The following is a 20,491-nucleotide window of genomic DNA, read 5'->3' as shown; positions in this document are numbered from 1 at the left end:
GCGGCCTGAAGGTCAGGGCCGGTTGACCTGTTCCATGGTCTTGGTGATGGCAGCGACGGCCGAGCCGATATTGGTCAGCTCCGCTGGCAGGATCATGGTGTTGTTGGTCTTGGCCAGCTTGCCGAACTCCTCGACATACTGCTCGGCCACACGCAGGCCAACCGCGTCCTTGCCGCCGGGGGTGTTAATCGCCTCGGCGACCTGACGCAGACCCTCCGCGGTGGCCAGCGCGATCAGCTCGATCTGACGGGCACGCCCTTCGGCCTCGTTGATCTGACGCTGCTTTTCGGCTTCGGACAGGTTGATGGTTTCCTGCTTCTGGCCTTCGGAAACGTTGATCTTCGCCTGGCGCTCACCTTCGGACTGCGCGACCACCGCGCGGCGCTCCCGCTCGGCACGCATCTGCTTTTCCAGCGCATCGAGGATGGTTGCCGGCAGTTCGATGTCGGCGATCTCGTAACGCATGACCTTCACGCCCCATGGCCGGGCCGCCTCGTCCAGCGCCTGCACGACCTGAATGTTGATGGTCTCGCGCTCTTCGAAGGTCTTGTCCAGGTCGATCTTGCCGACTACCGAGCGCAGCGTGGTCTGTGCCAGCTGCATGGCCGCGTAGCGGTAGTCGTTGATGCCGTAGCTGGCGGCCTTGGGATCGACCACCTGCAGATAGATCACACCGTTGACCACGACCTGGATGTTGTCCTTGGTCACGCACGCCTGGCGGTCGACGTCGATCGCCTCTTCCTTGAGCGTATGCCGATAGGCGATGCGATCAACGAACGGAATCAGCAGATGGAAGCCTGCATCCAGGGTCTTGGTGTATTTGCCCAGCCGCTCGACCACATAGGCCGAACGCTGCGGGACGATCTGTGCGGTCTTGGCGATGGTGACGATCACCAATACCAGGACAGCCAGCGAAACGATGGTTGCGATTTCCATGCTCATGCTCCTTTATCTTTTTGGCCTTTATTGGCCGGTTTCTGGCCGCTGACGGTCAGGACGATACCGCGATGATCGACGACCCAGGCGGCGTCGCCGATCTTGAGTGGCTCGTCGGATTCGGCGTCCCACTTGGCCCCGTTGAGTTGCACTGCACCAACGCCGTTGGCGAAGTCGCTGGCAACCCGCACCCGGGCGCCAAGCAGGCCGGAGTCGTCCAGATCAGCGGCATCGTCCTGCTTCGAGCCGCTGGAAAACCAGTCCATGCAATGTCGACGAAGGCCTAGCAGCGCCACCAGGCTGATCCCCGAGAAGATCAGCAGCTGCACGACCAGACCATCGATGAATCCCAGCCAGGTCAGCAGCCCGACGATCAGCGCGCCGACGCCGAAGAACAGGGCAATCAGCCCAGGCACGAAAAACTCAGAGATAAGCAGGGCAAGGCCCAGCAGGAGCCAAAATCCGAAACTGGTGAACAGACTGCCGGCGAGCATAAACGGATCCTTGTGTGATGAACGGGCGCGGGCCACAAAAGTGCATTTGCATTTAAACACGATTGCGCCGGGCGCCGATGCCCGGAATTGTTTTGCTACCATCAAGCCCGGAATCCGAAGAAGAGAGTAACTCATGCGCCTGATCAGCTGCCTGCTGCCCCTGCTGTTTTGTCTGAGCACCTCCCTGCACGCTGAACCGATACGCGTCGGCATCACCGAAGTTCCTCCGTTCGTGATGCAGAACGACGCAGGCGAGTGGGAAGGGATAAGCATCGATCTGTGGCGGCAGATTGCAGGCAATCTAGAGCTGGAATATGAACTGGTGCCGATGTCCTTTTCCGATCTGCTCGATGGCGCGCGTACGGGCTCGGTCGATGTCGCCGTCGGTGCGCTTACCATGACCGCCGAACGTGAAGCCGAATTCGACTTCACCCATCCCTTCTACCAGACCGGCCTGGCCATCGGTGTGCCGCGTGAGGATTCACCCGGCATTCTGCGTAGCCTGGGCGCCCTCCTCAGCTGGCAGTTCCTCAGCCTGGTGGCAGGCCTGGCATTGCTCCTGCTGCTAGTCGGCTCGCTGCTCTGGCTGGTCGAACGCCGGCGCAATACCGAACAATTCGGCGGGACCCCGGCGCAGGGCATCGGTGCGAGTTTCTGGTGGGCTGCGGTAACCATGACCACCGTCGGCTACGGCGACAAGGCGCCGGTGACGCTCGCTGGCCGGTTGATTGCCCTGGTATGGATGTTTGCCGGCTTGATCATGGTCGCAAGCTTTACCGCAGCCATCACCTCGGCGCTTACGGTGAGCAATCTTCAACGCCAGATAAACGGACCTCGCGATCTGCCGGGTTTCACCGTGGCCACCGTCGCCGACACGGCCAGCGCCGAGTATCTGACCGAGCAACGTATCGACCAGGCTCGTTTCCCCGATCTGACTTCAGCGATGCGTGCCGTAGCCGCGGACGAAGCCGATGCGGTGGTCTACGACCGGCCGCTGATGCAGCATCGCAATCGCGAACTGGGGGATCAGCGCCTGGACATCCTCAGCAATACGTTTTCTGAACAGCTGTACGCCTTCGCTCTGCCTTCTGGCAGCCAGCTGCGCGGGCCGCTCGCCCAGGAGGTATTGCGCGTGACCGAATCGGCGGAGTGGCAATCGCTGCTCGATCGCTACCTGGGTCGACGCTGAACGCCAAGCACTGAACGGTCGTTTATCGGATCAATCGAATCAATGATCGCACGGCAGAGCCAACGACCGCTGGGTCATTGCCTGTCGTCGCAGTCATCTCCCTGGCCGGCCCCGCCCCGACTTATCGTCCTCACCTGCGCTGCCTATGCTGGGTTGGCGTGCTCGAAAAGAGCAGCTGTCGCACAACAACAATAAAACCCGACCCGAGGACACCTGCTATGCGTAACAGGATCGCTTTCTCGCTGGCCGTGGGGCTCGCCGCCTCGCTCGCCAGCTACAGCCATCAGGCTCTTGCTTCAACCTACACCCAGACTCGCTATCCCATCGTGCTCGCTCACGGCATGCTCGGCTTCGACAGCATCCTGGGCGTGGATTACTGGTACGGGATACCCTCTGCGCTGCGCCGTGACGGCGCGAAGGTGTATATCACCGAAGTCAGTCAGCTCGACACGTCCGAGGCGCGTGGTGAACAGCTGCTGCGTCAGGTCGAGGAAATCGCGGCGATCAGCGGCAAAGGCAAGGTCAACCTGATCGGCCACAGCCATGGCGGGCCGACGGCACGCTATGTGGCCGCTGTTCGGCCCGACCTGATCGCCTCGGTTACCAGTGTCGGCGCGCCGCACAAGGGTTCCAAAACCGCCGACTTCCTTCGCCAGATACCCGAAGGATCAACCGGCGAGGCGATTCTCGCCGGCATCGTCAACGGCATGGGCGCGCTGATTCATTTCCTGTCGGGCAGCCCTTCCGACAGCCCGCAGAACTCGCTCGGCTCGCTCGAATCGCTGAACACCCAGGGCGCTGCCCGCTTCAATGCGAAATTTCCACAGGGGTTGCCCACCAGTGCCTGCGGCGAGGGCGCCTATAAGGTTCGCGGCGTACGCTACTACTCGTGGAGCGGTACGCGGCCGTTGACCAACGTGCTGGACGTGTCGGACGTGTTGATGGGAGCCTCCGCGCTGACCTTCGGCTTCGAGGCCAACGATGGTCTGGTCGGGCGCTGCAGTTCGCATCTGGGTATGGTCATTCGCGATGATTACCGGATGAATCACCTGGACGAGGTCAACCAGACGTTCGGGTTGACCAGCCTGTTCGAGACCAGCCCGGTTTCGGTTTACCGGCAGCATGCGAACCGGCTGAAAAACGCCGGTCTGTAAGCGTGGGCCGGCCCTGCGCCGGCCTCGCTCCAGCAAGGAGTTAAATCATGAAAGCCATCGTCTACGCCCCGTTGCTGGGCTGCATCCTGCTGCTCGGCTGGCATCACACCCGTCCGACAGCCGCCCCGCCCGAGCGACAGGCCGAGATCATCGAGCCAGTCGGGCCCGCATCAAGCTTGCGCATTTCAGCGCGGAAGGACGGCGCGGCAGAACCGCTACCTCCGCCATCGTTGCGCGGAACCGCGGTGGACGGCTCGATCAAGGTCGATCAGCAGGGAAACCTTCTGGTGACCGAACACTTGCGCGACCTGTTCGAGTACTACCTTGCGACGGTTGGCGAGATCGAGCCGGACCAGGCCATCGCGCTGATCGATCGGCAACTGCAGGCGCAGCTGGACGAGCCAGCGCTATCGCAGGCCCGAAACCTGCTCGATGCGTACCTGGGTTACAGACGTCGGGTAGCCGAGCTGGAGCAAGAGCTGCCCGTCGTTGCTGACCTGGCCGCTCTGCGCACACGCGAGGAAGCGGTACGCGGCCTGCGCGCGCGCCTGTTCGACCGCCACGTGCACGAGGCGCTGTTCGGCCGCGAGGAAGCGTATAACCAGTACCACCTGGATCGCCTGGCGATTGTGCATGACGCATCGCTCGACCCAGCCGAGCGCGCCGCCGCCATCGCCGAGCTGCGCGACAGCCAGCCCGAGGATCTTCAGCACGCGCTGACCACACAAGTGCATCGGGAGCTGGGCCAGCGCACCCAGGCCCTGCGGGCTCAAAACGCGCCTTCCCAGGCCGTCCGCCAGTTGCGCCTGGAGCTGGCTGGCCCGGAGGCAACCGAACGGCTCGAGCGACTCGACGCAGAGCGGGCACAATGGCAGCAGCGCCTCGACCGCTTCGTCGAAGAGAGGCAGGCGATCCTCGACGAACCCGGTCTGGCAGATGTCGACAAGCGAGCAGCGGTAGAAGACTTGCTCAGCGACCGCTTCGATGAACGTGAAAGGCTTCGGGTCGCAGCGTTGGTGGAATAGCTCCGCCTCCGATTGAACGACCGCCGGCCAGTGCATCCTGCAGCAGGCGAGCCCATACTGGTTGTTCAGCGACCTCTGGAGGCACCATGCGCGCCGATGAATTTCTCAAGAAATATGGTCTGGACGGTGACGAGGAAGAACTCAAGGACAGCAGCCTGAAAGGCAAGTCGCTGGAGCGTGCCCTGCACCCGGGCAGACCGAAGGCGGGCACGCCGCATGATTGGGAAGAATGGGAGGCCTACAAGGCGACCCACGGCATCGTTGAAGATGACCTGCCACGCCCGGGCGGAAAGGACGACAGCGATTCAGGACAGTCCTGACCGCCTGTTACAGGCGGCCACGCCGATTACTTTTTCATCCACACGCCATTGAGCATGATGTACTGGCCGTTGGCGGTGCGCTCGATAGCCTTCTTGCCGGCAATCGACTCCACATCGGCTTGCTGGATACCGTTGTCCTTCGCCAGGCGCTGGTATTCGGCCCGCCGTGCACGGTTGATCTGTTCGGCGATCTGCGCCGCGGTGGCATTGCCGCCTGGCGCCACTACGCCGAGATAGCCATCCGGTTTTTCTCCGAGCTGGCCCGCGGCCTTGGCGGCCGGTAGCGCAGTCATCGCCTCGTTGAGTGTCATCGCCCAGGCCGAAACGCTGAGCAGCAGGGCGAGCAACAGCCCGCCGATACGAAACGTCATACGCATGCAGTTTTCCTCAGAACAGGCCGCTGGATTCGCTAAAGATCTCGTCCAGCTGCCGGTCGACCTTGATATAGATTTCGTGTTGAATCTTGACGTTGAGATTGATGTTGATCGGCTCGCTGGGGGCCGCCACCCTCACCGTCGGGGTACAGGCCGCCAATCCCCACACCAGGATCACGGCCGACAAGACGCGCCATCGCATGCGCCACTCCTTTTACTGGACAAGCCGCTGCTGCAACAGCCGCTCCTGAACCCGTTTCTGGATGATGTCGCTAACCTGACCGCTGAGCTGCAGGCTGGCAAGCAACGCCGGGATGTTTTCCTCTAGATTGATGTTGAGGTGTACCGGTCTACCGTTCTGCAGGTCAGGGTTGCTGCCCTCCAGACGCAGGCCGAGTATGAGCACACCGTCCTCGCCATAGTCAAGTTCGCTCGAGAGCACGCTGTATCGAAAGTCATCCAGGGCTACGGCCAGCTCACGCATGCCCAGATTACTCTGGGCGAGTTCGCTCAGACGGTCGGACCGGTATTGCAGGACGCCACCCGGTTCCCGCGCGCGAACCGAGCCGGAGTCGACCGTCAGCTGTCCGTCAACCAGGCTGATCGGCAGCTGGCCATCCAGGGTGCCGCGTCCGCTTAGCCCTTCGGCCGGGTAAGCCTCGAACAGACTGGAAAGTTGTAAGCCGGACACGTCGATCACCAAATCCTGCCGCGGCTCGCTCAAGTCGACCACGGTCGGTTGCACACTGAGCTCGCCGCCCAGTAGTTGCATTTCAGCATGGCGGACGGCCAGGCGACCGTCAGCGGGAGCCGCAAGCGGGGCGTTGTAGCCGAGGCGCGCGGAGAGCGGTCCCAACTCGATGCCGGGGTTGAGGGACGTCAGGCTCAACCCATCGGTCTGTACGCTGAGAGCGTCATGGGCAACCGCCACATCGACTGGCAGGTTGAGTCCTTCAAAGGTCGCCCGATCATAGATCCCGCCGATGCCGCTGCCGTCAATGCGGCCTTCGACTCGTTCAAGCGTGGTGTCGCCGGTGACGTCGAATCGACCGCGCAGGCGGCCGGTCGCCAAGGTCAGCAGTTCCGGCCAGTCGGCCAGCGTAGCCGCGAGCGGGTTAGCGGCGCGGAAGAACACCTCCTGCAACTGCACTTCGGCGCGCCAGGGTCTGTCGAGTGGCCACACCAGCGCCACGTCGAGCCCGAGCCCGCCCACCGTTGCCACCGATCCGCTCCAGCTGAGGCCGTCGCGCCCCTGACGCAGCGTTCCCTGCAGGCTCCAGCCCTGCGGCCTGAGCATGGCATGTTGCACCTGGCTGGCGGCAACCTGCGTCTGGCTGACGACTTCCATCAGCGCTGGCTCGGACAGCGGCGCGTTGATCACCATTCCCGGCAAGCCGATGCGCACATCGGACAACTCCAGCCCCAGCTCGGCATGCGAAGCCAGTGCCGCGCGGACGTTCGCAGCCTGGCCGAACTGCACCTGCACGGCCTCGGCATCCAGCTGTGCCTGGAGCGGCAGCTCGGCCTGCACGTTGCGCAGGCGCAGCCCGTCCTGCTCCAATCGTGCCGTCTGCATCGTGATGCGACCGTCGTCGAGTCGCGCATGCCAGGCATTACCAGGGGAGACTCGCGCCTGCCCGGTGAGCGAGCCATGCAAATCGCCTTCGACCTGTACTTCCACCGCCAGCGCCAGCTCCTGTTGCCAGCCTATTTCGAGCTCCAGATGAGGGCGGATTTGTATCGTCAGCGCGTCAGGTCTCAGTTCCGCCGGCAAGGCCTCCAATGCAGGCAGTACAGGGTTTTCGAAACGCAGCCGGGCATCACCTTGGTGCAGGAGCCAGCGCCCACGATCTCCCGTCAGTCGCATCGCCAGCGCCCCGCTCAGCAAGCCAACCGATGCGAGTGACCAAGGCTGTTGCAGTTCGGCATGGGCCTCGAATTGCACAGCGCCATTCAACCAGTCCTGCCATTGGCGCGGCTCGATCTGCGGGCGCAACGCCCAGCTGGTTTGCAGATTCAGACCGCTTGGCACTTGAGCCGGCAAGACCGCGACGTCTGACCAGGGTTGCAGCAGACTTGCCAGCACATCGCTCTCAGGTAGGGAGGGAACATCGAGATGGCCGGCAAGCTCCGGCCCGCTTTCGCTGCGCTGCCATCTCGCCGCGAGTTCTATCCCGGGAGTGTCGTTGAGTCGCAGATCGCTCTCGAGGACCAACGCCGCGCCGTCGCGATAGAGCGCCGCATCCAGATCCAGCGTGTCGCCCCCCGACTGCAGACGGGCGTCTGCCGTCACCCGCTGCTGTTCGGGCTGGTTGCGCACCTGCAGGTCGCCGAAGAGTTCGCAGCGCTGCGCCTGGCACGGCAGTTCGAGCCGCAGCGCGTGGATCCGGGTGATCTCCGGCAGGGCGCGCGAGGCATCGAACTGATCGGTTGGATCGTTGAGGAATTCGTCGATGGGTTGGCTGACCGGGGCCTGCTCGCCCGCGGTGCGATCGGGTCCGGCGTTCCAGTCCAGGTCGAGATCACGGATATCAAGCAGCAACACACTGGGGCCGTTCTGCCAGGTTGGCTCCAGGCGAACCTCTTTCAGCTCGAACCGCAATCGGCCGTTGCCGCCAACATACACGCCGGTCACCCGGTTGAGGTGAAACTCGCCGGAGCTGTAACGCAAACCCTGCCAGTCAACGTCCTCGAGACCAGCATCCAGCAGCGCGCGCTGCGCCCAGTGAAAGGTAAACAGGCCGGCCAGGCCCAGAAACAGCACAATGACCAATATCCATCGCAATGCCCTTTGCATCGCCACTCTCCTCATCGGCTATCGCTCAAGGTAGCATGCAGCTACTTCGTGTCAGGCTGACGCAACCCGGAATGATTCGCATGGATGAACTTCGTCGCACCTCACCTCGCCGCTGGCTCCGCGCCCTGCTCGGCCTGCTTCTGCTCGCCTGGCTCGGCATGGCCTGTTACCAGGCCTTCAAACCGCTACCGGCTGGCCTGTCATTCACCGGGCCGCTGCGGCCTGCCAGCGACATGCAGCTGCTGATGGACCAGACCTACCACGACGGCCAGAGGCGCATCACTGAGCAGCAGGTATTCGACGAGGCCTTTGCCCTGATCGGACAGGCCAGACGCCTGATCGTCGTCGACATGTTCCTGTTCAACGACTTCGCCGCCAAAGCCGAGCATCGACCGCTGAGCCGCCAGCTGACCGAGGCGCTACTGGCGGCCCGTCGCCAGCATGCTGATATTGAGATCGTGGTTATCACCGATCCGTTCAATACGTTTTACGGCAGCATGCAAGCGCCAGCGATCGAAGCGCTGGAGGAGGCGGGCATACGGGTGGTCATGACCCCCGTGTCGAAGCTGCGGGCGTCCAACCCGGCCTGGTCCGGGCTATGGCATATCTGCTGCAGCTGGCTTGGCAACAGCGAGGACGGCGGCTGGCTGCCGAATCCGGTCGCCGAGGGGAAGGTAACCCTGCGCGGCTGGCTGCGGCTGCTCAACTTCCGCGCTAATCATCGCAAGACACTGATCGTCGATCAGGGCAATGACTGGGTCGGGCTGGTGACCTCTGCCAATCCGCACGACGCCAGCAGCCATCACTGGAATGCGGCACTGCGCTTCAGTGGCGCGGCGGCGCTCGATCTGCTTGCCTCCGAGCAGGCGGTGCTGAACATGGCGAACGCTGAAGTGGACTGGCCGCAGCCGCCGGACATGTCGATTGCGGTACTACCTGCGGTGCAGATACTGACCGAGGGTGCCATCCGCGACGGGCTGCTGCGCATGGTCGATTCCAGCGAGGCAGGTGACCGGCTCGATATGGAGATGTTCTACCTCTCGCATCGGCCGATTATCAAAGCGCTGATCAATGCCCATAAACGAGGCGTGGAATTGCGCGTGCTGCTCGATCCCAACCGCGATGCGTTCGGTCGGGAGAAGAACGGCATACCCAACCGCCAGGCAGCGTGGGACCTGCATGAAGCAGGCATTCCGGTTCGCTGGTGCGACACCCAGGGCGAGCAGTGCCACCGAAAGTGGGTGCGTCTGGAGCACAGCGATGGCATCGGCGAGCTGATCAGCGGATCAGCCAACCTGACCCGGCGCAACCTGGATGACCTGAACCTGGAAACCAGCGTGCGACTGGTAGCGCAGCATGACGAGTCGGCGCTGGTCGAAGCCCGGGAGCATTTCCAGCGGCTTTGGACAAACGCCGAAGGCAAGCCCTTCAGCCTGCCCTACGACGCATTTGCCGACCACAGCCGGCTGCGCTACTGGCTCTACCGCTGGATGGAAGCCACCGGCATGTCGACGTTCTGAGGCTCAGTCCTGCTCGCGGAAGCACGCCGACAGGATATCCATGCCCTGCTGCACTTCCACGTCGGTCGCCGTGAGCGGGACGAGGATGCGGATGACGTTGCCATACTGACCGCAGGACAGCAGGATCAGCCCCTTCTCCCGCGCCGCTGCGACGATCCGTGCGGTCAGCTCGGCATGCGGGTGACCGTCGTTGGTGAACAGCTCGCAAGCGACCATCGCGCCGAGTCCGCGCACATCGGCGATGCGCTTGTCCTCGCTGGCAATTTCGCTTAGCCGGCCGGAAATCAGCTCACCGATCTTGCGGCTACGCGCCAGCAGGTTTTCTTCCTCGAATACATCGATGACCGCCAAAGCAGCGGCACAGGCCAGCGGATTGCCCGCGTAGGTGCCGCCGAGGCCGCCCGGTGCGATGGCATCCATCACCTCGGCACGCCCGCAGACGCCGGCAACCGGGAAGCCGCCAGCGATAGACTTGGCGAATGTCGTCAGGTCTGGCGCAACGCCCATCTGCTCCATCGCAAAAAAAGTGCCGGTACGGCCGGCGCCGGTTTGCACCTCATCGGCCACCAGCAGAATGCCGTGCAGATCGCAGAGCTCACGCAGCCGCTGCATGAATGCAGGCGAGGCAGCGTAGAACCCACCTTCGCCCTGCACCGGCTCGATGACGATCGCTGCGATGTCGCGCGGCTCGGCATCGTTCTTGAACACCCGCTCGATACTGGCGATCGAATCATCCTCGCTGACGCCATGTATCGGACAGGGATATTGCGCGCGATAGACACCGCCTGGCATCAGGCCCATGCCCGCCGCATACGGATTGACCTTACCGGTCATCGACAAAGTCATCATCGTGCGTCCGTGATAGCCGCCGGTGAAGCAGATCACGCCGGCTCGACCCGTTGCTGCACGGGCGATCTTCACGGCGTTCTCGACGGCTTCCGAGCCGGTGGTAACCAGCAGGGTCTTTTTCTCGAAATCTCCCGGCACCATCGCATTCAGGCGCTCGCATAACTCGACGTAGGGCTCGTAGGCCAGCACCTGAAAGCAGGTATGGGTGAACTGGTCGAGCTGGCGCCGCACGGCATCCATCACCTTCGGATGACGGTGCCCGGTGTTGAGCACCGCAATGCCGCCTGCGAAGTCGATGTATTGGCGACCTTCAACGTCCCAGACGGTGGCATTCTCGGCACGCTGTGCAAAGATCGGATGGATCTGGCCCACACCGCGGGCCACCGCAGCATGCCGACGTTGCATCAGGGATTCGTTGGTTTTGTTCATGTTCGCCTCGTATATGGTCAGCTTGTGCGATTGGCGGGCCGGCCGCGCCGCAGTCCGCAATCAGATCCCGCCCAGACACACGTATTTGATCTCGACGTATTCTTCGATGCCGTACTTCGAGCCTTCCCGGCCCAGCCCGGAAGCTTTCATACCGCCAAACGGCGCGACCTCATTGGAGATCAGCCCAGTGTTGACGCCGACCATGCCGTATTCCAGCGCCTCGGCTACCCGGAATGCGCGGCCCAGGTCGCGAGCATAGAAATACGCAGCCAGGCCGAACTCGGTATCGTTGGCCTGGCGGATCACATCAGCCTCATCGCTAAAGCGGAACAACGGCGCCAGCGGCCCGAAGGTTTCCTCGCGTGCAACCAGCATGCTGCTGTCGACATCGGTGATCACCGTCGGCTCGAAGAAGAACCTTCCCAGTTCATGCGGCTTGCCGCCGACCAATACCTTGGCGCCCTTGTCCTGCGCGTCCTTGAGGTGCGCCTGGACCTTCTTCACCGCGTCGGCATTGATCAGCGGCCCGGTGGTGATGCCGGCAAGCGAGCCATCGCCGACTTTCAGCTCCCTGACCGCCGCGACAAGTTTTTCGGCAAACGCATCGTAGACGCCGTCCTGCACATAGATACGGTTGGCACAGACGCAGGTCTGGCCGGCATTACGGTATTTCGAGATCATCGCACCTTCGACTGCGGCGTCGAGATCCGCGTCGTCGAAGACAATGAAGGGCGCGTTACCGCCGAGTTCGAGAGACAGCTTCTTGAGGGTCGGCGCGCATTGCTCCATCAGCTTTACACCCACCGCGGTGGAACCGGTGAAGGACAACTTGCGGACGATCGGGTTGGCACACAGCTCGGCTCCGACTTCTCTGGACTGGCTGACATCTGCTGGGATGACGCTGAACAGACCTGCCGGCAAACCCGCTTCCTCGGCGAGCGCCGCCAGAGCCAGGGCCGAAAACGGCGTCTGGGGCGCCGGCTTGAGCACCATGGCGCAACCGGCGGCGAGCGCCGGGCCCACTTTGCGAGTGATCATGGCGGCAGGGAAATTCCAGGGCGTGATCGCCGCAGCGACGCCGATCGGCTCTTTCTGCACGATGATGCGCTTGTCCGGCTGGTGGCCGGGAATCACGTCTCCATAGACGCGCTTGGCTTCTTCGGCGAACCACTCCAGAAAGGAGGCTGCGTAGGCGACTTCGCCACGCGCTTCGGCCAGTGGCTTGCCTTGCTCGGCGGTCATGATGCGCGCCAGATCTTCCTGGTGGAGCATCATCAGTTCGAACCATTTGCGCAGCACTGCAGCACGTTCCTTCGCGGTGCGCTTGCGCCAGGCGGGCTGGGCCGCCTGCGCAGCCTGAATGGCACGCTCGGTTTCAGCGCGACCCATATTCGGCACGCTGCCGAGTCGCTCATCGTTGGCTGGGTTGCGTATATCGGTCCGGGTGCCGCTGTCGGCTTCGCACCAGCGACCATCAATGTAGGCCTGCTGGCGAAACAAGGCGGGGGCGTTCAATTGCATGATGATCTCCGGCTGGGCAGACGTAACGCATTTGCTACAAGCGTGTTTGAAATATCAAACAATGCTATGCCGAGCGAGCGGATCAGGCAAGTGAAAGGAAAGACGACAGCCGGCCGCGTTACGGCCGGTCAGCAAGGAAGGCAGGCGCGGAGGCAAGGAGCCCCGGCTCAGGCCGCCGTTTCGCTGTCGAAGAGTTCCGGCGTGCCGTGCTGATCGGCTTCCAGCAGGCCGGCGACACGCTGCAGACTCGCCAGCAGCATCAGCTGCTCCCAGTCGGCAAGCTTGCTGAAACGGTCAAGGAATTCCGCTGGCAACAAAGCCGGCTCGGCCTGAATCGCCGCGACGCCTTTATCAGACAGAGCAAGGTGAACCTTGCGCTTGTCGCTCTTGCTGCGAATACGTTGCAGCAACTCTCGGTTCTCCAGGCGGTCAATGATTGTACTTAACGTGGCCTGGGAAACGCTGACTTGCTTGGCCAGGTCGCCCAAGGTGCCTTCGCCCATGGCTCTGATGCTATGCAGGATCAACAGCTGGATTGGCGTCAGGCCGCTGTGCCGGCCGAGCCGCTTGGCATGGATCTCACTGGCGCGCTGTAGCCGGCGGAGGCCGAGGTAAAGGTCGTGCATCATGTGCATAGTCTGCTCCCGGCATTGCACCCTAGAAAGGAATGCATTTTGCCATACACTCTAAATATTCCAGTAATAAATAGATATTCGATCAAAGCGCAAACGTCGCCGCTTCGCTTGCGCGAAAACAGTAGCCTGCCGAGTCGAATTGGCAAAATGCTACACCATCGTTACTTTGACATCAAAGTATTTGCCGTTTAAATTGTTCGCCAACTGATCAGGTCATTTTCTGATCAACCGGATTTGAAAGGATGAGCAAAACATGTGTGGACTAGCAGGTGAGTTTCGCTTCGACGGTCGCCCCGTCGATATGGGTGCGCTGGACCGAACCACGCACCACATGACGCAGCGCGGCCCGGATAGCGCCGGGCTGTGGTCACACGGGCCGATCGGCTTCGGCCATCGCCGACTGAAAATCATGGATCTGGCCGAAGCGTCAGGCCAGCCCATGGTCGACGCCGAGCTCGGCCTGTCGATGATTTTCAACGGTGCGATCTATAACTATCCGCAGCTACGCGCCGAACTCGAAGGCCTGGGTTACCGCTTCTTTTCCGGCGGCGATACCGAAGTATTGCTCAAGGGCTATCACGCCTGGGGCGAGAAACTTCTGCCACGCCTGAACGGGATGTTTGCGCTGGCGATCTGGGAGCGCGACGCCAACCGTCTGTTCCTGGCCCGGGACCGACTGGGCATCAAACCGCTGTACCTGAGCCGTACCCGGCAGCGTCTGCGCTTCGCTTCAAGCCTCACGGCGATCCTTCAAGGTGGCGATGTCGACACCTCGCTCGATCCGGTGGCGCTGAATCACTATATGTCGTTCCATGCGGTGGTGCCGGCGCCCCGCACCATCCTCAAAGGCGTACAGAAGCTGCCACCGGCACACTGGATGCGTATCGAAGCAGACGGCAGCGAACAGACCGGTTGCTGGTGGGATCTGCCCTACGGCGCCCGCGATGACGAGAAGGATCTGTCCTTCGATGAGTGGCAGGATCGTGTGCTCGATGCCCTGCGCACCTCGGTCAAGCGCCGCAATCTGGCTGCAGTGGATGTCGGCGTGCTGCTCTCCGGCGGCGTTGACTCGAGCCTGCTGGTCGGTCTGCTGCGCGAAGCCGGCGCAGAGAAGCTGCAGACGTTCTCGATCGGCTTTGCCGACGTCAACGGCGAGGCCGGCAACGAGTTCAAGTACTCGGATCTGATTGCCGAGCATTTCGCTACGGACCATCACCAGCTGATGATTCCCGAGCAGGAGATCCTTTCCGAGCTGCCCTACGCCTTCAAGGCGATGAACGAGCCGATGGTCAGCCATGACAACATCGCCTTCTTCCTGCTTTCCCGCGAAGTATCCAAGCACTGCAAGGTGGTGCAAAGCGGCCAGGGGGCCGATGAAATCTTCGCTGGCTATCACTGGTATCCGAAGGTGGACGAGGCAAGCGACCCGGTGCGCGCCTACCAGGAAGCCTTCATGGATCGCAGCTTCGATGAGTATCGCCAGACCGTAATGCCGCAATGGGCTCAGGAAGATTATGCCGGCCAGTTCATCCGCGATCACTTCGCCCAGCCGGGCGCCAGCAGCGGCTTGGACAAGGCGCTGCGTCTGGACACCACGGTGATGCTGGTCGACGACCCGGTCAAACGCGTGGACAACATGACCATGGCCTGGGGTCTGGAGGCTCGTGTTCCGTTCCTCGACCACGAGGTGGTCGAACTCGCCGCCCGCGTGCCGGGTCGCTTCAAACTGCCGGACGAGGGCAAGTATGTACTCAAGGAGGCCTCGCGAAAGGTTATCCCGGCGGCGGTCATCGATCGTCCCAAGGGCTACTTCCCGGTTCCGGGGCTCAAGTATCTGGAAGGCAGCACGCTGGAATGGGTACGGGAGGCACTCACCAGCGAACGTGCTCGGGCGCGCGGGCTTTTCAACCCAGATTATGTCGAGAAGCTGTTGAGCGACCCGAAGAGTCACATCACACCGCTGCGGGGATCGAAATTGTGGCAATTGGCCGTCCTCGGACTCTGGCTGGACGCACACGGGCTGTGACAAAAGGGCGGGCACTTTGCCCGCCACGCATGGTCAGGATGGCTGACAGCCTGAACACATGCGACGCCCCGATAGACCCCGTCCCAGGCCGTTCGATCAGCATTCCAACAGGTGAGGACGACCCGACATGACCAAGCACCAACCCTCCGATCAGCACAGGCTGATGCGCGGCCAGGCGCCCACGTATGAAGGCCTCCGCGCCGGCCACGCCCAACAGGGCGTGGACAATGCCGGTCTGCGCCCGAACGTGACGCTGCAGTGCGGCTGGGGTCGGCTGCTGGTCGGGCACACCTTCGCCGATAACGAAGTGCTGGCCAACACGCTTCTCGACGAGAAGCCCGGCGAACGGGACATCGCGCTGTATGTCGCCGACCCCCAGGTGGTGCTGTCGTACGCTCCTCAGCAACTGTTTCTCGATCCTTCGGACACCCTGAGGCTGTGGTTCAGTGACTACCGTCCGCCGCACAACGGTGTGCGCGGTTTCATGATTCGCCGACCGCAGGACGACGAGGACTGGACGGCAATCAATACGCTGTATGGCGCAGCAGGCATGGTCAAGGTCGACCCTGAGCGGATCACGCCTCGCGAGAAGGGTGGACCGAGCTATTGGCTGGCGGAAGACGAAGATACCGGCGACATCATCGGCACTGTGATGGGGCTCAACCATCAGCGCGCCTTCGATGACCCCGAGCGCGGTTCCAGCCTGTGGTGCCTGGCGGCCGACGCCAACACCCCGCGCCAGGGGGTTGGCGAAGCGCTGGTGCGACATCTGGTGGAATATTTCATGAGCCGCGGCTGCACCTATCTGGATCTGTCGGTAATGCACGACAACAAGCAGGCCAAGGCGCTGTATCGCAAGCTCGGCTTTCGCAAGCTGCGCACGTTCACCATCAAGCGCAAGAACACCATCAATCAGTCGTTGTTCATCGGTCCCGACACCGACAAGGAACTGAATCCCTACGCCCGCCTCATCACTCGCGAGGCGAGAAGGCGCGGCATCGAGGTGACTATCCAGGACGCCGAAGCCGGAATCTTCGTGCTGACCCAGGGCGCTCGCCGGATCCGCTGCCGCGAGTCGTTATGCGATCTGACCAGCGCCGTCAGCATGACCTATTGCCAGAGCAAGCACCTGACACACCGCACGCTTGAGCGCGCCGGTCTGAGCACGCCGAGCTTTCGCGTGGCAGCCGAAGCCGACAGCAATGCTGCGTTCCTTCAGGAGCACGGCTCGGTGGTGGTCAAGCCGAACAATGGCGAGCAGGGCAAAGGCATTTCGGTCGATATTCGCGATACCGCCGAGCTCGAAGAAGCCATCGAGGCAGCCAGACACTATGACAGTGAGGTGCTTCTGGAGAGCTATCACCCGGGTGACGACCTGCGCATCCTGGTGATCAACTATCAGGTGGTTGCCGCGGCGATCCGCCGGCCGGCGGAAATTCGCGGCGACGGCAACCGCACCATCACCCAGTTGATCGAACGCCAGAGCCGCAAACGTCAAGCCGCAACCGGCGGGGAAAGCCGCATCCCGATGGACGACGAGACCCGCCGTACGGTGGAAGCACAGGGCTATTCGATGGACGACGTGCTGCCGGCTGGCGAGCAGATGTTCGTCCGCCGCACCGCCAACCTGCACACCGGCGGCGTACTGATCGACGTGACCGATCAGCTGCATCCGCGGCTACGCGACGATGCGATCAAGGCAGCGGAGCTGCTGCAGATTCCGGTGGTCGGCCTGGACTTTCTAGTGCCTGCCGTCGACCCGCCTGAATACGTGATAATCGAAGCAAACGAACGGCCTGGGCTGGCCAATCATGAACCCCAGCCCACAGCAGAGCGCTTCATCGATCTGCTGTTCCCGCTCAGCCGTACCAACCCATGAGCGGAGACCAACGGAGGTACTCAATGACTCACGCGCACACGGGGCCGGACATGGCCTATCTTGAGCGCACGTTGCTGGAAATGCTGGCAATTCCTTGCCCGACCGGCTTCACCGACGGCGTAGTGCGCTATGTCGCCGAGCACCTGGACGCCATGGGCGTCCCTTACGAACTCACCCGACGCGGTACCATCCGCGCCACCCTCAAGGGCAAGCGGCCTTCGCCGGACCGTGCCATTGCCGCACACCTGGACACGATTGGCGCCATGGTTCGCGGGATCAAGGAAAACGGTCGGCTTGAGCTCGCTCCGATCGGCCACTGGTCCAGCCGCTTTGCCGAGGGCAGCCGCGTAAGCATCTTTGGCGACAACGGGTGCCTGCGAGGCAGCGTGCTGCCGTTGATGGCCTCTGGTCACGCGTACAACGAAGGCGTGGATACGCTCCCGGTAAACTGGGACACCGTTGAGCTGCGCATCGACGCGCACACCACCAGCCGCGCCGAGACGCTCGAACTGGGCATCAATGTCGGCGACTTCGTTGCCTTCGACCCGCTGCCCGAGTTCACCGAGAATGGCTACATCAGCTCGCGCCACCTGGACAACAAGGCCGGCGCGGCCATCCTGCTGACGGCGATCAAGCAAGTGGTCGACCGTGGGGAGTTGCTGGCTGTCGACTGCCATCCGATCTTCACCATCACCGAGGAAACCGGAACCGGTTCGGCCGGGGCCCTGCCCTGGGATGTGAGCGAATTCGTCGGGGTGGATATCGCTCCCTCCGCACCGGGCCAGAGCACGCATGAGCGCTGCGTGACGCTGTGCATGCAGGACTCCGGCGGGCCTTACGACTACCATCTCACCCGCCATCTGCTGAGCCTGTGCCACCGTGACGAGATCCCGGTGCGACGCGACCTGTTTCGTTACTACCACAGCGATGCCGAATCGGCGATCCGCTCGGGTACCGACACCCGCATCGCGCTGATCGGCTTCGGCACCGATGCTACACACGGGTATGAACGCACGCACCGCGACAGCCTCGAGGCGCTGACCAGGCTGCTGGTCGCGTATGTCTACAGCCCGCCGATGTTCGAGCACGACGAGCGCACTGATCCGCCGCTGGAGAACTTCCACGGCCAGCTGTCCCCGGATACCGTAACCGGAAACGAAACCGTTCTGCCGCCGCTGGAAGAGGTCTTTGCCTCCGAAGCACACGAGCCGGAACGCCATATTGAAAAGAAGGACTGAGCCGGCCTTGCCGGGAAGGAACATCTGCCTGATGAAATGTCGCCTGATCATCGTATTTCCACTGCTCACGCTGAGTGCCGCAGCGTCCGCTCAAACCGATGCCCGGATATTGAGCCTACCGACCCAGGTCGTGCTCGGCAGCGAACGCTCCGAGAACGATATCCGCCTGCCATTGGCCCGCGACACCGTCAGCGGTGATCGCCTGCAACCGCAGACTGCCGGAGCCAACATATCCGAGGCCCTGCAACGGGTGCCGGGCATCGTCGCGCTGAACCGCCAGAACTATGCCCAGGATCTGCAGATATCCTCGCGCGGCTTCGGCGCGCGTGCACAGTTCGGCGTGCGCGGCGTACGTCTGGTACAGGACGGCATCCCGCTGACCATGCCTGACGGTCAGGGCCAGCCGGCGCTGTTCGATCTGGACTCACTGCAGCGGATCGAAGTACTGCGCGGGCCGCTGGCGGCGTTGTATGGCAATGCGTCCGGCGGCATCGTCCAGGGCTTCACTGGCGAAGCGCCGTTCTATCCGACGCTCGAAAACCGCAGCGCGATCGGCAGCGATGGACTGTGGCGCTCGCGCCTGCGTTACGGCGGCCAACACGGGCCATTGAACATTCAGGCCAACGTCTCGCGCCTGGAAACCGACGGTTACCGCGATCACAGCGACACCCGCCGTGATCTGGCCAACCTGCGGCTGGGCTGGGACATCGACGATGCCTCCAGCCTGACCCTCCTGATCAACAGCCTCGACCAGCCGGAAACGCAGGATCCGCTCGGCCTGACCGAAGAGGCTCTGCGTGAGGATCGCCAGCAGGCAGTCAGCAATGCGTATCGCTTCAACACACGCAAGACGGTTCGCCACAATCAGGCCGGTCTGAATTATCAGCGGCGCCTGGCCAATGACGACGAAATCACCGTCATGGTCTACGGCGGCGAGCGCTATGTGCAGCAGTATCTGGCGTTTCCGGGCAGCGGCGAGTTTGCTGGCGGTGGCGTGATCCAGCTGGATCGCACCTTCGGTGGCGGTGAAATCGGCTGGCAGCGCCAGAGCGAGGCGTTCGGCCTGCCGGTCGAGCTCGCCGCCGGCCTGACTTACGACTATCAGGGCGAGGATCGTCTGGGCTTCGTCAACGAACTGGGCGTTAAGGGCGCGCTGCAGCGCGACGAGTTCAATCGCGTCGACGGGCAGGATGCCTACTTCATCACCACCTGGACGCTGGCACCGAAATGGACCATGACCGCCGGCCTGCGTCACAGCCAGGTCGAATTCGAATCGGAAGACGACTATCTCAGCGATGGCAACGATGACAGCGGCAGCGTGCTCTACGAACAGACCAACCCAGCGCTGGGGCTGAGCTATCAGTGGACGCCCGCGCTTAGCGTATATGCGGCGGTCGGTCAGGGCTTCGAGACGCCCACCGCGCAGGAACTGGCCTACCGGCCCGAGGGTAGCGGCCTCAATTTCGCGCTCTCGCCGGCGCGCTCGCTGAACAGCGAGATCGGGCTGAAGCTTCGCCGGGAAAGGACTTCGGTGAGCGCCGCGATCTTCCATACCAGCGTCGATGATGAAATTGTCACCGGGCCGGACCAGCTGGTAACGGAGCGCTCCACCTACGCGAACGCCGCCGAGTCCACTCGCAAGGGCTTCGAGCTGGCGCTTGAACAGCGCTTCGATCACGGCGTGAGCGCCTATGCCGCCTACACCTACGTGCAGGCGCGCTTCCATCGTTACAACACCGGAGACGGCGACCTGTCGGGCAACGATCTACCCGGTGTACCCAACCACAGCCTGTTCGCAGAACTGGCCTGGCAGCCGCCCGGTACCGGGTTCATCACCGCCATCGAGGCGCAGGGCCTGAGCGAGCGTTACGCCAACGACACCAACGAAGATCAGGCCGCAGGCTATGCCGTGTTCAATTGGCGCGCAGCCTACCGTCACGAAGTGGCCGGCTGGGCAGTGGAACCCTTCGTCCGCGTGGATAACCTGGGCGACAAGGAGTACATCGGATCGCTGATCGTGAACGGCCCCGGCGGGCGTTTCTATGAGCCGGCCCTGGAGCGCAACTGGCTGGCTGGCCTGAGCCTGCAGTACCAGTGGCGTTGAG

17 protein-coding genes are annotated in these 20,491 nt (G+C 62.7%); 9 read left to right on the top strand and 8 right to left on the bottom strand.

Features of this window, described 5'->3' with window-relative positions; all coding sequences use genetic code 11:
* Positions 1-12: 12 nt before the first annotated feature.
* Together BLT85_RS15540 and BLT85_RS15535 are read right to left on the bottom strand one after the other, a co-directional pair.
* Entirely contained in the window at positions 13-936 is a 924-nt protein-coding gene (locus BLT85_RS15540) for an SPFH domain-containing protein (RefSeq protein ID WP_093396643.1), read from the bottom strand.
* 2 nt (positions 937-938) lie between these two features.
* Positions 939-1,430 carry an NfeD family protein gene (locus BLT85_RS15535; RefSeq protein ID WP_093396640.1) on the bottom strand — a complete coding sequence of 164 codons (492 nt, stop codon included), beginning with the start codon at positions 1,428-1,430 and terminating at the stop codon, positions 939-941.
* Between the two features lie 133 nt (positions 1,431-1,563).
* Between BLT85_RS15535 and BLT85_RS15530 the strand changes: the two genes are divergently transcribed.
* The 4 genes from BLT85_RS15530 (at position 1,564) to BLT85_RS15515 (ending at position 5,118) form a co-directional block, all read left to right on the top strand.
* Positions 1,564-2,619 carry a transporter substrate-binding domain-containing protein gene (locus BLT85_RS15530; RefSeq protein ID WP_093396637.1) on the top strand — a complete coding sequence of 352 codons (1,056 nt, stop codon included), beginning with the start codon at positions 1,564-1,566 and terminating at the stop codon, positions 2,617-2,619.
* Between the two features lie 218 nt (positions 2,620-2,837).
* Positions 2,838-3,773 carry a triacylglycerol lipase gene (lipA, locus tag BLT85_RS15525; RefSeq protein WP_093396635.1) on the top strand — a complete coding sequence of 312 codons (936 nt, stop codon included), beginning with the start codon at positions 2,838-2,840 and terminating at the stop codon, positions 3,771-3,773.
* Positions 3,774-3,820: 47 nt separating this feature from the next.
* Entirely contained in the window at positions 3,821-4,798 is a 978-nt protein-coding gene (locus tag BLT85_RS15520; protein WP_093396633.1) for a lipase secretion chaperone, read from the top strand.
* Positions 4,799-4,884: 86 nt separating this feature from the next.
* Positions 4,885-5,118 (top strand): hypothetical protein, encoded by a 234-nt coding sequence (locus BLT85_RS15515; protein WP_093396630.1) that lies wholly within the window; start codon positions 4,885-4,887, stop codon positions 5,116-5,118.
* 26 nt (positions 5,119-5,144) lie between these two features.
* On the opposite strand, the gene BLT85_RS15510 is transcribed toward BLT85_RS15515, so the two are convergent.
* Genes BLT85_RS15510 through BLT85_RS15500 form a run of 3 tightly spaced genes read right to left on the bottom strand, consistent with a single transcriptional unit; the run spans position 5,145 to position 8,289 of the window.
* On the bottom strand, positions 5,145-5,495 hold the full coding sequence (locus tag BLT85_RS15510) for a YdbL family protein (RefSeq protein WP_093396628.1): 351 nt from the start codon (positions 5,493-5,495) through the stop codon (positions 5,145-5,147).
* 10 nt (positions 5,496-5,505) lie between these two features.
* Positions 5,506-5,694, bottom strand: a complete 189-nt coding sequence (locus BLT85_RS15505; protein ID WP_093396627.1) for a YnbE family lipoprotein — start codon at positions 5,692-5,694, stop codon at positions 5,506-5,508.
* Between the two features lie 12 nt (positions 5,695-5,706).
* Positions 5,707-8,289 (bottom strand): intermembrane phospholipid transport protein YdbH family protein, encoded by a 2,583-nt coding sequence (locus BLT85_RS15500; RefSeq protein WP_093396626.1) that lies wholly within the window; start codon positions 8,287-8,289, stop codon positions 5,707-5,709.
* Positions 8,290-8,369: 80 nt separating this feature from the next.
* Between BLT85_RS15500 and BLT85_RS15495 the strand changes: the two genes are divergently transcribed.
* Complete coding sequence (locus BLT85_RS15495; protein ID WP_093396625.1) at positions 8,370-9,809, top strand: phospholipase D family protein; 1,440 nt, start codon at positions 8,370-8,372, stop codon at positions 9,807-9,809.
* Between the two features lie 3 nt (positions 9,810-9,812).
* On the opposite strand, the gene gabT is transcribed toward BLT85_RS15495, so the two are convergent.
* The 3 genes from gabT to BLT85_RS15480 form a co-directional block, all read right to left on the bottom strand.
* A complete protein-coding gene (gene gabT / locus BLT85_RS15490) occupies positions 9,813-11,087 on the bottom strand; it encodes a 4-aminobutyrate--2-oxoglutarate transaminase (protein ID WP_093397833.1) in 1,275 nt (424 codons plus the stop codon).
* Positions 11,088-11,147: 60 nt separating this feature from the next.
* Complete coding sequence (gabD, locus tag BLT85_RS15485) at positions 11,148-12,608, bottom strand: NADP-dependent succinate-semialdehyde dehydrogenase (protein WP_093396624.1); 1,461 nt, start codon at positions 12,606-12,608, stop codon at positions 11,148-11,150.
* Between the two features lie 167 nt (positions 12,609-12,775).
* A complete protein-coding gene (locus BLT85_RS15480) occupies positions 12,776-13,243 on the bottom strand; it encodes a MarR family winged helix-turn-helix transcriptional regulator (protein WP_093396623.1) in 468 nt (155 codons plus the stop codon).
* Between the two features lie 253 nt (positions 13,244-13,496).
* On the opposite strand from BLT85_RS15480, the gene BLT85_RS15475 reads away from it, so the two are divergent.
* From BLT85_RS15475 to BLT85_RS15460, 4 genes are all read left to right on the top strand, one after another.
* The gene (locus tag BLT85_RS15475; protein WP_093396622.1) at positions 13,497-15,269 is read left to right on the top strand and encodes an N-acetylglutaminylglutamine amidotransferase; all 1,773 of its coding nucleotides are present in this window, start codon (positions 13,497-13,499) and stop codon (positions 15,267-15,269) included.
* A 127-nt stretch (positions 15,270-15,396) separates the two neighbouring features.
* Entirely contained in the window at positions 15,397-17,148 is a 1,752-nt protein-coding gene (gene ngg / locus BLT85_RS15470; protein ID WP_093396621.1) for an N-acetylglutaminylglutamine synthetase, read from the top strand.
* Between the two features lie 23 nt (positions 17,149-17,171).
* The gene (locus BLT85_RS15465) at positions 17,172-18,386 is read left to right on the top strand and encodes an osmoprotectant NAGGN system M42 family peptidase (protein WP_093396620.1); all 1,215 of its coding nucleotides are present in this window, start codon (positions 17,172-17,174) and stop codon (positions 18,384-18,386) included.
* Positions 18,387-18,417: 31 nt separating this feature from the next.
* Entirely contained in the window at positions 18,418-20,490 is a 2,073-nt protein-coding gene (locus BLT85_RS15460; RefSeq protein ID WP_093396619.1) for a TonB-dependent receptor family protein, read from the top strand.
* The last annotated feature ends 1 nt before the right edge of the window (position 20,491 follow it).

This window comes from Halopseudomonas xinjiangensis, assembly GCF_900104945.1.
Lineage (GTDB): Bacteria > Pseudomonadota > Gammaproteobacteria > Pseudomonadales > Pseudomonadaceae > Halopseudomonas > Halopseudomonas xinjiangensis.
Note: the sequence above shows the minus strand (reverse complement) of the source record. Positions and strands in the feature narration are given on the sequence as shown.